Raw genomic sequence first — 10,807 nt, 5'->3', positions numbered from 1 at the left:
CAAGCTCCCCAGCGGTCTCGAGAACCTAGGTGGCAACGGGCTCGCAGACGGCGCGGGAGGGTCCGCTAGCGGACCCTCCCGCAAACGCGCTTATGCATCATTATCAAGATACAAGGTGGCAGCCCGCAAGGGCTGACGGAGCAGCCGCTGGCGCTGCGCGCCGTCTGCGATTCTCCATCGCTGCGCGGCAGGGGGGATCGCGTACACGCCGCTTGCGCCCCGCCGAGTCCAGCCGTATTATACAAACAACACAGCAAGGAGCTTCGACCCATGTCCCTCGCCCTTCTCCTCGCCGCCGCACTGGCGCCCGCGCCGCAGGCCCCACCTGCACCCCCGCCCGCCGTCGCTGCGCAGTCCGCGCCGATGCCGACCGGCGCCGCGCTCGACGCGGCGATTGCGGCAAACGATGCGCGGCTGTTCTGGGCGGTGTTCGAAGGCTGCGATCCCGCCGCGCTGCCCGATCTGCTCACCCCGGATTACCGGATGCTCCACGACAAGGACGGGCTGGCTATCGCCGACCGCGCCGATTTCGTCGCGGGGATGGAGAAAAATTGCGCCGCACGCGCGCCCGGCGGTGCGCAGGCGGGCTATCGCAACCGCCGCCTGCTCGTCCCCGGATCGCGCGTCATCCGCGCGCTCGGCGACTGGGGCGCACTCGAAGAGGCGGCGCATGTCTTCTTCGAATGGAATGCCAAGGACGCGCGCTGGGACATGGTCGGCGGCGCGCGCTACATGCACGTCTGGCAATGGATGCCCGCCGAAGGCCGCTTCCGCCTGTCGGAAAGCCTGAGCTACGACCACGGCGCGGCTGCCCCCTATCCCCCGACCGCGGCCGACTGATCCGTCGTTCTTCCGAATCCGGGACCGCGCGCCGCCAGCCGGTCCGCCCCGCCCGCGGGGTGAGCGGTGCGCAGGCGGGCCGCCGCCATGCTATGCTGCGCGCCTGAAAGGAGAAAGCCCATGCAACCCGTGACCGAAGGCGACCGTCGCAAGGAACTCGGCACTCTCCTCCGCCAGATCGCGGCGCATCCCGAACGCGACTGGAGCGCGGCTCGGCGGCGGATCGCGACGCTCAACAAGCTGATCGCGCGGCGGCCCACCCCCGCCTGATCGCTCCGTCGCGCGCGCCGGTCGATCCGCCGCCCGTGCGGCAACGAACGCCCGGCGCGCCGGTTTGTCGTCGGCAAGGCCGTCCATCTCCCCTTCCCCCCTCCGGGCGGCCTTGATCGGACAATAAGGAGAAACCCGATGCGCAAGACCGTTATGACGCTCGCCGCTAGTGCCGCGATCGTCGCCGTTCCCGCCGTCGCGCAGGTCGGCCTTGGCGGCGCGGCCAATGTCAACGCGGGCGCCGCACTCGATCCCGCGACCACCGTCGGCGGCGTGACCGACCGCGTCGGCCAGACGGTCGCCAGCGTCGATGGCGCCGCGAACGATGCGGTCGATTCGGCGAAGCTGACGCTCGCAACGCGCGAACAGGTGCGCGCCGGTGCACAGGTGACCGACGCCAAGGGCGCGAGCATCGGCACGGTGCAGGGTATCGACGGCGACAATGCGATCGTCGTCGACGGCGGCAAGCTCTACAATGCCCCGCTTTCGGCGCTCTACAGCCAGGCCGACAGCGTGACCGGGCCGCTGGTGACGAAGCTGCCCAAGGCCGATCTGTCGGTCCGCGCGGCGGGTGCCGCAGAAGCGCGCTGAAACGCTGTCGGCCTTTCGGGGCCACAATCGATGATCGCCGTCCCGTGGGTCGCGGGACGGCGACCGGAACGGAGCCGGGCGATGTGCCCCGGCTCCGTTTTTGACTCAGCGCAATGCACGCCGGCGCATTGGGGGTAAGATCGGCGGATTATCGAAGCAGGAGGAAGGCCCCATGTCGCATACCCCCCACGAACTGGCCGACGCATTTCCCGACGATGCCGCGGCAATCCACCGGCTCAAGGAAAGCGACGCACATTTTGCGGCGCTGGCGGAGCACTACCATGTCGTCAACCGCGCCATCCACCGCGCCGAGAGCGAAGTCGAGCCGGTGTCCGACGAACATGCCGAGGAACTGAAGCGGCAGCGGCTGGCGCTGCTCGACGAGATCGCCGCGATCATCGCGGCGGAGCAGACGACATGAGCCGCGGCGGTGACAGCTTCGCCTCGGTGCGCACCAGGCTGATCCTGCGCCTCGCCGACCTCAGAGCGCGCGGGGCGGGGGTCGCCGCCGACCTTACCGCGCCGATCAGCGCCGACGCCGAAGATGCAGCGATCGAGCGCGAGGATGACGATGCGCTGGCGAGCGAGGATGCGCTGCTGGCGCGCCAAGTCGCGGCGGTGACGGCGGCGATCGCCCGCATCGACGAAGGGAGCTACGGCATCTGCACCAGCTGCGGCAAGGATATCGGCGAGGAACGGCTCGCCGCCAAGCCCGAGGCGGCGCTCTGCATCGAATGCGCGCGCAAGCTTTCGGCCTGATGCGCACATGAAATGGCCCGCCCGGAGGCAGCTGGGCGGGCCAGTTTCGGTGCCGGGCGCCCGATTGCGTCCCGGCCATCTGTTATCGGGGTGTCGGTCAATCCGCCTCTTCGAACAAATCGGCCGCATTGGCGGCGGTCGCCGACAGGCGCACCGTATCGCCTTCGACCGCGGCGACGAGGCCGGCGGGCAGATAATGGTGCCCGGCGCCTTCGCCATCTTCGGCCTGGGGGCTGTCGGCCTTGGTCAGCTTGATGCGTTCGCCATCGACATGATCAACGGTACCGACATGGACGCCGTCGGCGCCGATGACGGCCATATGCTCCTTGATAGCGCTATGATCGTGTTCGGCCATGGTTCTTCTCCTTGCCGCGCCGTCGCCAGCTGATCCGGCGGCCGCGACGGGGTTGATACGCATGGGGCGCCGAGTCGGGTCCATCGGCTTGGACGAAGCGCTCCGAAACCGCGCCGGCTTTCCAAGCGGCGACACGCGGGCTAGCCTGGCCGCCATGCGCTTCCCCCTTCTCCTCGCTGTTTTCGCCTGCCTCGCCACGCCGCTTCCCGCCGCCGCCTGCTCGCCCGCGCCAGGCTATGCGGTGCCGACCAACATGGAACTGACCGCCGAAGCCGAGTTGGTCCTCCTCGCCACCGTCACCGGCGGCACCCCGATGGACGCGGCCGGCGCCCCCGACAACATGCGCCTCGACATCCGGCCGATCGCGGCGCTCAAGGGCAATCTTGCCGACGCGCCGAAGACGCTTCCGATCGCGCTCGCCACCGGCCGCTTCGCCACGCTCAGCAATCCCTACGAGCTCCAGCACGCCCATCCGCTCGCCTATATCGGCGGCTGCGTCCGCTACATGGTGCCGCTCGGCTCGCGCCTGCTTTTCTTCCTTGACCGCCACGATGGAGAATGGGGGCCGGCGGGCGGCCCCTTCTCGCGCTGGGCCGAAGATGTGCCCGGCGACGACGCGCCGTGGCTTACCGCGGTGCGCTTTTACCTCGAGGTGATGGCGCTGCCTGAAGCCGAGCGCGCGGCGGCGCTGACCGATCGCCGCGATACGCTGCGCGCGCGCCGCGACGACCCCGTCGCGCAATTGCTGGCCGACGATCTCGACGCGCAGCTTGCAGGACCGAACAAGCCGCTGCGCGAGGCCTTACCCCCTGCGCCCGGCGGCGACTAGCACCACGGGCGCCGATACCCTTCCCACGGCCGCGCCAGCCCCGCATCGATGAGCACGCTGCCCACGCTCACCCCGTCGCGGGTGGCGATGCGCAGCTTGCGCCCGTAACGATCGCTGTCGCGTCCGTTTTCTTCGAGCCGGAAGGCCCCGGAATTGAGCCAATCGCGCAGCCGCTCGGTCGCCTGCGTCCCCAAACGCGCCTCCTGCGCGCAACGCGGCGGATGCGTCTCCGGGGTGTCGATGTCGGCGAGGCGGTATTTCTAGCCCTCGAACCAGAAGGTGTCGCCATCGACGACGCAATTGCGCCCGCCTCCGGTATGACAAAATCCGAAATGCGCCGAATGCGGTTCCGGCGCGGCAGTGGGCCATGACAGCTCGGCGTGGGCCGGCGCGGATGCCTGCATCTGCAAGCCGCCAAAGTTCCCGCAAAGGCTCCGGCTGCCGCCACCAGCACCCACACCCCCCCAGATCGGCGGGCGCGGATACGGCGACGACACGAAGCGGAACGGATATCTGTCGGGTGCGGCATGCAGGCGAATTTGCCAGCGCAGGCATACCAAAGTAATGACGAGTGCGGTCCGAACCGCCAGCGACGACCGGCAGACGCCGCCACTGCGGCGCCACATTGATCAGGATCAATGCCGCCGCGCCGCCGCTCATTCATGTCAGGGCTTCCGAACCACCAAGGAGCCCCAGACATGACCGATCCCTTGACCCAAACCCCCGTTCTTCTTTTCGCGCTGATGATGGTGAGCTTCATCGTCGTCGTCGGCGGCCTCGCGACGGCGGATATGATGCGCAAACGGCGCGATTGACGGGCTCGCGGGCTGGTGCAGCCTGAAGCGGAACGGTAGGCTGCGCCATCAATCCCGATCCGAGAGGAACCTCACGATGTCACCGTCCCGCCCGCTCGCGCTTGCCTTCGCTGTTGCCGGCCTTGCCCTTCTGTCGCCGTTGCATGCCGCTGATATGGGTAAGGCGTCGCCCGACCCGATGGCATCTTTTCATAGCGGTACGGCCATCCCGGCGTTCGGCAAGGTCGCAAGTGTCACCGACGCCGATATGCGCATTCCCGCCGGAACCGAATTTCACATCGCGTTCGACGTTGCCACGGCGAAAGAGGCGACACTCAATCGCACGCTGGAATCGGCCGCCCGCTTTCTCAACATGCAGGTCGAAGCCGGGGTACTGGCGGAACGCATCCATCTCGCAATTGTCGTGCATGGCCCCGCAACCTTCGATGTGGCGGGCGCCGAAGCCTATGGGCGTAAGTATCCCAGCGCAGAAAATCCCAACGCCGCGCTTGTCGATGCCCTGATCAAGGCCGGTGTCCGTATTATCGTGTGCGGCCAAAGCGCGGCGGGACAGGGCGTCAAAAAGACCGATCTGCTCCCGGGCGTCGAACTGGCATTATCGGCGATGACCGCCCACGCGCTGCTTCAGCAGCAGGGCTATACGCTCAATCCCTTTTAGTACCGCCGATATTCAGGGAGCGCCGCGCGGTTCGTCGTCTTCTACCCCGCCCGGTCCCAATTCGTCATCCTCGTCATCGTCGCTGCGTTCGCCGCGATAGGCGTCCATGTCGATGCGGCCCGATCGTTCCATCTGCCGCATATGATCGACCAGATCCTGCGCGTCGTCGCCCTCGTCGCGCGCGGGCACTTTCCGGCTGTCTTCGAGGGGACGCGCCTGCCGCGCCGCCGCGGCGACAGTTTGCGCCTGTGCGGGTTCGTCATCCTGTTCGCGGTTGACCATTTCGGGGGCATCTTCGTCGGGGGAAGCGGGCATCGAACCATCTCCTTGATTGCGCCTATCGGCCCCAATAGCCTGTGCGGCGGGAATGGATCGAAAACGCCCGTGCGGCGGGGACAGTTCCTCAGGCGGCGCTCGCCAGAACCTTGTTTTCGATGACCCGAATGAAGGCTTCGGGATCCTGTGCACCAGGGATCAGCATGCGGCCGCCAAGGATGAAGGCCGGAACGCCGGTGACATTATTGTCTGCCCAATAAGCCTCTTCCATCCGCACCATCTCGGCATAGTCGTCGCCGTCCAGAATCGCGGCGGCGCGAGCCGCGTCGAGTCCGACCGAGGCCGCGACATCGATCAGGACGGCGGGATCGCCGACGTCGCGATTGTCGGTGAAATGGGCGCGGAACAGCGCGAGTTTCAGCGCGGTCTGAACGCCGGTCGCTGCCGCCTGATCGGACTCTTCCAACGCTCCGGCCCAGGTGAGCAAACGATGCGCATCGAAGCTGTTGCGCATCCGAAAACCCGGCCCCCGATTGAATGCAAAGCCGAGGTCGGCCGCAATCGCCGCCAGTCGCCCGCTATTGGCCCGGCTCTGTGCTTGGGTAATCCCGTATTTCCGGATGACGTGTTCGACCGCGTCTTCGCCCTCGGGGGGCATGTGCGGATTGAGTTCGAAAGGGTGCCATTGGACACGGAAGGCCAACCGTCCCTCAAAATGCGCCATGACCTTCTGAAACTTCAGCCAGCCGATAATGCACCAGGGGCACATCACGTCGGACACGATATCAACGCTGAGGCGCGGCAATTCTGTTCGGGTCACGGTCATTCTCCTGAACCGTGCCGCCAGCCTGCCGGATCGGTCAGCCCCCGGTACGGCGTTCCTTGCCCGACCGCCGGTCGCCCTGACGGCGCTCGGGGCCATTGTAGTCGGGATCGTCCGCGACGCGCCGATCGCTCTGGCGCCGGTCCGAACGGTCCCGCTTGTCGTCATCGGATGTCATGTGCGGCCCCTTTCACACAGGAAACAGAAGCGCGACCCGATATTAATTTACGCATAAACCGGCCCGCAACACAACAGGACCGAATTTCTCGTTACCGATCAGCTCATTATGACGAAATCTCGACCCCCGAAGCCGCAGCCGAGGCGCGCGAGAGCATATAATAGGCCGTGATCATCAGGCCGACCGACAAGGCTTCGATAATCATCGCCTGCACGATGCCGCCATTGACCATGTCGCCGCTCGCCACCCCGATCAGGCGGCCGACTAGCGCAGTGCCGTAAAGCGCAGCGGGAACCAGCAGCGCGCGCGACCAGCCGCGCAGCAGCCCCCCGAGCGCCGCGCCACCGGCGGCCACGAGGAAAAAGGCCGACATGTCGGCACGCACCGTGTTCGCGGCGACGCCATCGGCAATGATTCCGAAGGTTTCGGTAAAGCTGGCAGGGTTCAACACGCCGCGAATGCCGACGATGAAAAAGAGCAGCGCCCAGAGCAGGACCGCGCCGCGCAACACCCAATTGACCATGATCGTCTCTCCCCTTGCTTAGCGCCGAAGCTGCGGCATCGGGACAGAAAGTGCAATCTATTCCGTCGGCTCGGCCGCGAAGCTTTCCTCTATCCAGCCGCCGCCGAGTACGCGCGTGGGTTCGGCTGCATCATAGAGCACCGCCGCCTGGCCGGGCGCAACGCCATATTCGGGCGCGGCGAAGACCAGCCGGTCGCCGTTCATCTGCGCCGGCACGGGCTTCGCCATGCTGCGCACCTTTGCCAGAACCGGGCGACGATCGACCTCGGCAAGCCAGTTCGCTTCGCCGATCCGCGCGCCTGCGACGGCCAGCGCGCGGCGCGGCCCCACGATGACGCGCGTTGTCGCCGCATCGAGGCGTATGACATAAAGTGGTTCGGTCTGCCCGCCGATGTCGATGCCGCGGCGTTGGCCGACCGTATAATGGATAAGCCCCTTGTGAGCGCCCAGCACCGTGCCGTCGATATGCACGATCTCGCCGCGATCTTCCGCCTCCGGACGCAGCTTGCGCACCAGCGTCGTATAGTCGCCGTCGGGGACGAAACAGATATCCTGGCTGTCGGGTTTGCCCGCGACGCCAAGGCCAAGATCTCGGGCGATTTCGCGCACCACGCTCTTTTCGAGCCCGCCGAGCGGGAAACGCAGAAAGTCGAGCTGCTCCTGCGTGGTGGCGAAGAGGAAATAGCTTTGGTCGCGGGCGGGATCGACCGCCCGGTGCAGCTCGGCACCGGCCGACCCCATGATGCGGCGGACATAATGGCCGGTCGCAAGGCAATCGGCACCCAGATCTCGCGCGAGCTGGAAAAGATCGGTGAATTTCACACCCATGTTGCAACGGACGCACGGGATCGGAGTCCGGCCCGCGAGATATTCGTCGGCGAACTGATCGATCACCGTATCGCGGAAGCGGCTTTCATGGTCGTGGACATAATGGGCGAAGCCAAGCCGGTCGGCGACCGCGCGGGCGTCACGAATATCCTGCCCCGCGCAGCAAGCCCCGACGCGCTTGGCCTTGGCGCCATGGTCGTAAAGTTGCAGCGTCACGCCGATCACCTCGGCGCCCGACCGCGCGGCAAGCGCGGCGACGACGCTCGAATCGACTCCGCCCGACATCGCGACCACGATTCGCCGATCCTTTAACGGACCGGCGAGCTGGAAGTCGGCCTGGGCGAGGCCCGCGGGTGAAATTACGGTTGCCATGATGCGCGCCATCTAGGGAGCGATCAGGCAAAATGCCAGCTTTTCCGCGGCGGGTGTCAAGATATTGACGCGAGTTAAGCTTCGCTAACAAGCGATGAAATGGGCATTTACTGGACCTTAGGCCGCACGCGCTAGACAGGCAGCATGAACTTGCTTCCCTCCGACCTTCCGCATCCAGCCGATGCGACGAGCCTGTCGAAGCCCGGCTTCGACATTTTGCTCGCGGTGTCGCGGGCGCGGCAGGCAGCGCTTCCGACCGTTCGCTTGCTGCGCGAGCGCGAGACCGACGAATCGCATGCCGCAGCGGTCGGCGCGGTGCGCGAAATGCTGGGCGGCGGGGTGCAGGCACTGGACGACGGAATGCTTCGTCCCGCGCGCTTCTTCGACTTGTCCGACGAAGCGAACGGGCTGCCCGAAACTGTGAACAGCGCGTTTACCAGAGGGTTTCAGCCGATGCTGAACCCCTCTTCTATAAAAGCACGGACGTCGGCTTTGCCGATCCCCCACGACGAAGATTTTATGGAATGAGCATGATCGAGAATCAGAAAATCCGGCCCGCCCAGGTCATCGGCCCCCTTGGGGAACCGCTGACGCTGGACAGTCTGCCGCCTGCGAACACCACGCGCTGGGTCGTTCGCCGCAAGGCGGAAGTGGTTGCAGCCGTCAATGGCGGCCTGTTGACCGTGGACGAAGCGTGCGAGCGCTATTCGCTGACGCTCGAGGAGTTTGCCGGCTGGCAGCGGTCGATCGACCGCAGCGGCATGCCGGGCCTGCGCGTCACGCGTATCCAGCACTACCGCGATCTTTACGAGCGCCAGCAGCGCTTCTGATCGCATCGCGTGCGATACATGATGAAGGGGGCGCCTGCGGGCGCCCCCTTTTTTGCGTCGGAGCGGGACAGGAGCGGCGTGGAATCAAAAAATAGCATTGCGAAAGCATAGGCTTGCAAATTTTGTTGCAACCGATGCCAGCGGCGCGGCGTTGCCCCCCCTGTAACAAGGGAGAACTGTTATAATGCGCAAGATTGCTCTTACCCTCACCGCCGCTTCGGCTCTCGCGCTCGGCGCTTGCCAGAGCCCCGCCGCCGACAGTGTCGAGGATCAGGCCGAATCGCGGGCCGACGCCATTGATGATCAGGCCGACACCATGCCCGATGGCCCCGCCAAGGAAGCCATGGAAAACAAGGCCGACCGGGTCGAAGAAATGGGCGAGGAAAAAGCCAACGCGATGGACGACAATGGCGAGGTTGCCCCGTCCGAAACCGGCGTCGGCGACACGCAGAAGAAGTAAGACTGTCCCCGACCTGCGCCCCCCGCGGGTCACGGACAGCCTGGAAAGGGCGCCAGCGCATGCCGCTGGCGCCCTTTCGCTTGTTCGCGACATAAAAGATTGGCCCCTGTGACGCCGGTCACGGTGACGTCATGGCAGCGCCGCTAGAGCGATGTGCGTGGGACACGGGAGCTCCGACACCCGCGTTCTTCACCTTCCCGCCGCCGGTCGCGACCCCCGGCGGCGGGGAGGACCACCGGCCTATCCGGCACCGAGCTGCTTCAGCACATCCTGAACCCCGCGTGCGTCCGCGTCGCTGCGCAGCGCCTCCAGCGCCGCCGCGACGTCGATCACATATTCGGCGACGCCGCGCGATTCCTCCTTGCGCGTGCCGCCCATCGCCTTGATCAGCCCCAGTGCGGCGTGATTTTCGGACAGGATATTGACGTCGAGCGTCGTCAACCCTTCGGCGAGACAATCGACGAGCAGCGCCGCGGTCATCATCCGGGCGAGGCCCTGGCCGTGAAAGGCGTCGAGGATTGCGATCGAATATTCGCCGACACGCATCTCGCCCCCGCCGGCCCCTGCCTTGTGCCGGACGGCATGAACCGCACCGATCGCCGGCTCGCCTTCGCATTCGGTGCAAATCGCGCCCCAGGCGATATGGTCGTGGCCATCGACATCGACCAGCCGCTCGATCACCGCATCGGGCATGGCCGGCGCAGGCGAAAAGAAGCGCAGATAGCGCGATTCGGCCGAGAGTTTCTGGATTCCGGCGCGGAGCAGGCCGGCGTCGTCGGGCCGGATCGTCCGCAGGCATACCGCGGTTCCGTCGTTGAGCACGCTGTGCACGACGATGTCGTCGATCGGCCTTGCGGGAGCGTGCACGCTTCGTCCTTTCCCGGCTGTCGTCGGTGTTCGGCAAGCTATCGCCGCCCGGGCCGAAAGACAATCGCTCCTGCCGGAGGGTGCAGCCCCTTATTTTTGCGTGAGAAGTTGAAAGTAGCCGGTGGCGGGCTTTGATATTCGGGGCGGCCAAAAAGCAAAAAAGGCCGGGTCGTGTATATTATGGATCTCAATCCCCTCAAAACGTCGGGGGCGGCAGCCTTTCCCGAAACGCTTGGCGGGCGGCTGGCGCAGTTGCGCAAGGCGCGGCAGCTGACGCAGCGGGATATTGCCCGCCAGCTTGGCGTTGCGGTGACGTCGGTCTGCTATTGGGAGCAGGACCGGTCGCGCCCCAAGCCGGCGCGGCTGCGCCGGCTCGCCGATGTGCTCGGCACCCCGCTTGCAGACCTGAACGGCCTCGGCGGTCCGCCTCAGTCGGCGCATCTTGGCCAGTTGGTCGCGCAGGCGCGCCGCGAGATCGCCGAGGCCGCCGGCACGACGCCGGCGAAGGTCAAGATCATCATCGAGATGTAGCG

At 66.2% G+C, this 10,807-nt stretch carries 18 protein-coding genes and 1 pseudogene; 11 read left to right on the top strand and 8 right to left on the bottom strand.

Annotated elements, in window-relative coordinates; genetic code table 11:
• The first annotated feature begins 270 nt into the window (after positions 1-270).
• The 5 genes from P1IM2_RS15505 to P1IM2_RS15485 all read left to right on the top strand — a co-directional run bounded on the left by P1IM2_RS15505 (position 271) and on the right by P1IM2_RS15485 (position 2,460).
• Entirely contained in the window at positions 271-840 is a 570-nt protein-coding gene (locus P1IM2_RS15505; RefSeq protein WP_062900737.1) for a DUF4440 domain-containing protein, read from the top strand.
• A gap of 120 nt (positions 841-960) precedes the next feature.
• Positions 961-1,110 carry a hypothetical protein gene (locus P1IM2_RS15500; RefSeq protein WP_162928312.1) on the top strand — a complete coding sequence of 50 codons (150 nt, stop codon included), beginning with the start codon at positions 961-963 and terminating at the stop codon, positions 1,108-1,110.
• 138 nt (positions 1,111-1,248) lie between these two features.
• Positions 1,249-1,701, top strand: coding sequence for a hypothetical protein (locus tag P1IM2_RS15495; RefSeq protein WP_186402975.1), 453 nt, complete (start codon positions 1,249-1,251; stop codon positions 1,699-1,701).
• A gap of 172 nt (positions 1,702-1,873) precedes the next feature.
• On the top strand, positions 1,874-2,122 hold the full coding sequence (locus P1IM2_RS15490) for a YdcH family protein (RefSeq protein WP_062900739.1): 249 nt from the start codon (positions 1,874-1,876) through the stop codon (positions 2,120-2,122).
• A complete protein-coding gene (locus P1IM2_RS15485; protein WP_186402974.1) occupies positions 2,119-2,460 on the top strand; it encodes a TraR/DksA family transcriptional regulator in 342 nt (113 codons plus the stop codon). The genes P1IM2_RS15490 and P1IM2_RS15485 overlap by 4 nt, the downstream gene beginning before the upstream one ends.
• Before the next feature lie 97 nt (positions 2,461-2,557).
• On the opposite strand, the gene P1IM2_RS15480 is transcribed toward P1IM2_RS15485, so the two are convergent.
• Entirely contained in the window at positions 2,558-2,815 is a 258-nt protein-coding gene (locus P1IM2_RS15480; RefSeq protein ID WP_062900741.1) for a DUF2171 domain-containing protein, read from the bottom strand.
• A 154-nt stretch (positions 2,816-2,969) separates the two neighbouring features.
• Between P1IM2_RS15480 and P1IM2_RS15475 the strand changes: the two genes are divergently transcribed.
• The gene (locus tag P1IM2_RS15475) at positions 2,970-3,644 is read left to right on the top strand and encodes a hypothetical protein (RefSeq protein WP_186402973.1); all 675 of its coding nucleotides are present in this window, start codon (positions 2,970-2,972) and stop codon (positions 3,642-3,644) included.
• Here P1IM2_RS15475 and P1IM2_RS18985 read toward each other — a convergent pair.
• Positions 3,641-3,889, bottom strand: a pseudogene (locus tag P1IM2_RS18985) (thermonuclease family protein); the annotation flags it as partial. The gene P1IM2_RS15475 and the pseudogene P1IM2_RS18985 sit on opposite strands and share 4 nt — an antisense overlap.
• 748 nt (positions 3,890-4,637) lie before the next feature.
• Here P1IM2_RS18985 and P1IM2_RS15465 point away from each other — a divergent pair.
• Complete coding sequence (locus P1IM2_RS15465) at positions 4,638-5,117, top strand: DsrE family protein (RefSeq protein WP_260834172.1); 480 nt, start codon at positions 4,638-4,640, stop codon at positions 5,115-5,117.
• Positions 5,118-5,129: 12 nt separating this feature from the next.
• Here the strand turns inward: P1IM2_RS15465 and P1IM2_RS15460 are convergent, their stop codons facing one another.
• The 5 genes from P1IM2_RS15460 to mnmA form a co-directional block, all read right to left on the bottom strand.
• The gene (locus P1IM2_RS15460; RefSeq protein ID WP_062900747.1) at positions 5,130-5,432 is read right to left on the bottom strand and encodes a hypothetical protein; all 303 of its coding nucleotides are present in this window, start codon (positions 5,430-5,432) and stop codon (positions 5,130-5,132) included.
• 88 nt (positions 5,433-5,520) lie between these two features.
• Positions 5,521-6,219: a DsbA family oxidoreductase gene (locus P1IM2_RS15455; protein WP_186402971.1), complete on the bottom strand. Its 699-nt coding sequence runs from the start codon at positions 6,217-6,219 to the stop codon at positions 5,521-5,523.
• Positions 6,220-6,253: 34 nt separating this feature from the next.
• Complete coding sequence (locus P1IM2_RS15450) at positions 6,254-6,394, bottom strand: hypothetical protein (RefSeq protein WP_186402970.1); 141 nt, start codon at positions 6,392-6,394, stop codon at positions 6,254-6,256.
• 106 nt (positions 6,395-6,500) lie between these two features.
• Positions 6,501-6,917: a hypothetical protein gene (locus P1IM2_RS15445; RefSeq protein WP_062900749.1), complete on the bottom strand. Its 417-nt coding sequence runs from the start codon at positions 6,915-6,917 to the stop codon at positions 6,501-6,503.
• 57 nt (positions 6,918-6,974) lie between these two features.
• Positions 6,975-8,117 (bottom strand): tRNA 2-thiouridine(34) synthase MnmA, encoded by a 1,143-nt coding sequence (gene mnmA / locus P1IM2_RS15440; RefSeq protein WP_186402969.1) that lies wholly within the window; start codon positions 8,115-8,117, stop codon positions 6,975-6,977.
• Positions 8,118-8,261: 144 nt separating this feature from the next.
• Here mnmA and P1IM2_RS15435 point away from each other — a divergent pair, with 144 nt between their 5' ends.
• The 3 genes from P1IM2_RS15435 (at position 8,262) to P1IM2_RS15425 (ending at position 9,407) form a co-directional block, all read left to right on the top strand.
• Positions 8,262-8,645: a hypothetical protein gene (locus P1IM2_RS15435; RefSeq protein ID WP_062769927.1), complete on the top strand. Its 384-nt coding sequence runs from the start codon at positions 8,262-8,264 to the stop codon at positions 8,643-8,645.
• A 2-nt stretch (positions 8,646-8,647) separates the two neighbouring features.
• A complete protein-coding gene (locus P1IM2_RS15430) occupies positions 8,648-8,947 on the top strand; it encodes a DUF1153 domain-containing protein (RefSeq protein WP_003038785.1) in 300 nt (99 codons plus the stop codon).
• Positions 8,948-9,131: 184 nt separating this feature from the next.
• Positions 9,132-9,407, top strand: coding sequence for a hypothetical protein (locus P1IM2_RS15425; RefSeq protein WP_062900750.1), 276 nt, complete (start codon positions 9,132-9,134; stop codon positions 9,405-9,407).
• A gap of 240 nt (positions 9,408-9,647) precedes the next feature.
• Here P1IM2_RS15425 and P1IM2_RS15420 read toward each other — a convergent pair whose 3' ends face one another.
• Entirely contained in the window at positions 9,648-10,274 is a 627-nt protein-coding gene (locus P1IM2_RS15420) for a GNAT family N-acetyltransferase (RefSeq protein WP_062900751.1), read from the bottom strand.
• A gap of 180 nt (positions 10,275-10,454) precedes the next feature.
• Between P1IM2_RS15420 and P1IM2_RS15415 the strand changes: the two genes are divergently transcribed.
• On the top strand, positions 10,455-10,805 hold the full coding sequence (locus P1IM2_RS15415; RefSeq protein WP_186402968.1) for a helix-turn-helix domain-containing protein: 351 nt from the start codon (positions 10,455-10,457) through the stop codon (positions 10,803-10,805).
• The last annotated feature ends 2 nt before the right edge of the window (positions 10,806-10,807 follow it).

Origin of the sequence: Sphingopyxis sp. P1IMeth2 (assembly GCF_900185685.1) — a bacterium.
Taxonomy (GTDB): Bacteria; Pseudomonadota; Alphaproteobacteria; order Sphingomonadales; family Sphingomonadaceae; genus Sphingopyxis; species Sphingopyxis terrae_A.
Note: the sequence above shows the minus strand (reverse complement) of the source record. Positions and strands in the feature narration are given on the sequence as shown.

Excerpts from the sequence above, each read along its gene's own strand:
- P1IM2_RS15505 (WP_062900737.1), top strand. The coding sequence starts at position 271 with ATGTCCCTCGCCCTTCTCCTCGCCGCCGCACTGGCGCCCGCGCCGCAG.
- P1IM2_RS15500 (WP_162928312.1), top strand. The coding sequence starts at position 961 with ATGCAACCCGTGACCGAAGGCGACCGTCGCAAGGAACTCGGCACTCTC.
- P1IM2_RS15495 (WP_186402975.1), top strand. The coding sequence starts at position 1,249 with ATGCGCAAGACCGTTATGACGCTCGCCGCTAGTGCCGCGATCGTCGCC.
- P1IM2_RS15490 (WP_062900739.1), top strand. The coding sequence starts at position 1,874 with ATGTCGCATACCCCCCACGAACTGGCCGACGCATTTCCCGACGATGCC.
- P1IM2_RS15485 (WP_186402974.1), top strand. The coding sequence starts at position 2,119 with ATGAGCCGCGGCGGTGACAGCTTCGCCTCGGTGCGCACCAGGCTGATC.
- P1IM2_RS15480 (WP_062900741.1), bottom strand. The coding sequence starts at position 2,815 with ATGGCCGAACACGATCATAGCGCTATCAAGGAGCATATGGCCGTCATC.
- P1IM2_RS15475 (WP_186402973.1), top strand. The coding sequence starts at position 2,970 with ATGCGCTTCCCCCTTCTCCTCGCTGTTTTCGCCTGCCTCGCCACGCCG.
- P1IM2_RS15465 (WP_260834172.1), top strand. The coding sequence starts at position 4,638 with ATGGCATCTTTTCATAGCGGTACGGCCATCCCGGCGTTCGGCAAGGTC.
- P1IM2_RS15460 (WP_062900747.1), bottom strand. The coding sequence starts at position 5,432 with ATGCCCGCTTCCCCCGACGAAGATGCCCCCGAAATGGTCAACCGCGAA.
- P1IM2_RS15455 (WP_186402971.1), bottom strand. The coding sequence starts at position 6,219 with ATGACCGTGACCCGAACAGAATTGCCGCGCCTCAGCGTTGATATCGTG.
- P1IM2_RS15450 (WP_186402970.1), bottom strand. The coding sequence starts at position 6,394 with ATGACATCCGATGACGACAAGCGGGACCGTTCGGACCGGCGCCAGAGC.
- P1IM2_RS15445 (WP_062900749.1), bottom strand. The coding sequence starts at position 6,917 with ATGGTCAATTGGGTGTTGCGCGGCGCGGTCCTGCTCTGGGCGCTGCTC.
- mnmA (WP_186402969.1), bottom strand. The coding sequence starts at position 8,117 with ATGGCAACCGTAATTTCACCCGCGGGCCTCGCCCAGGCCGACTTCCAG.
- P1IM2_RS15435 (WP_062769927.1), top strand. The coding sequence starts at position 8,262 with ATGAACTTGCTTCCCTCCGACCTTCCGCATCCAGCCGATGCGACGAGC.
- P1IM2_RS15430 (WP_003038785.1), top strand. The coding sequence starts at position 8,648 with ATGATCGAGAATCAGAAAATCCGGCCCGCCCAGGTCATCGGCCCCCTT.
- P1IM2_RS15425 (WP_062900750.1), top strand. The coding sequence starts at position 9,132 with ATGCGCAAGATTGCTCTTACCCTCACCGCCGCTTCGGCTCTCGCGCTC.
- P1IM2_RS15415 (WP_186402968.1), top strand. The coding sequence starts at position 10,455 with ATGGATCTCAATCCCCTCAAAACGTCGGGGGCGGCAGCCTTTCCCGAA.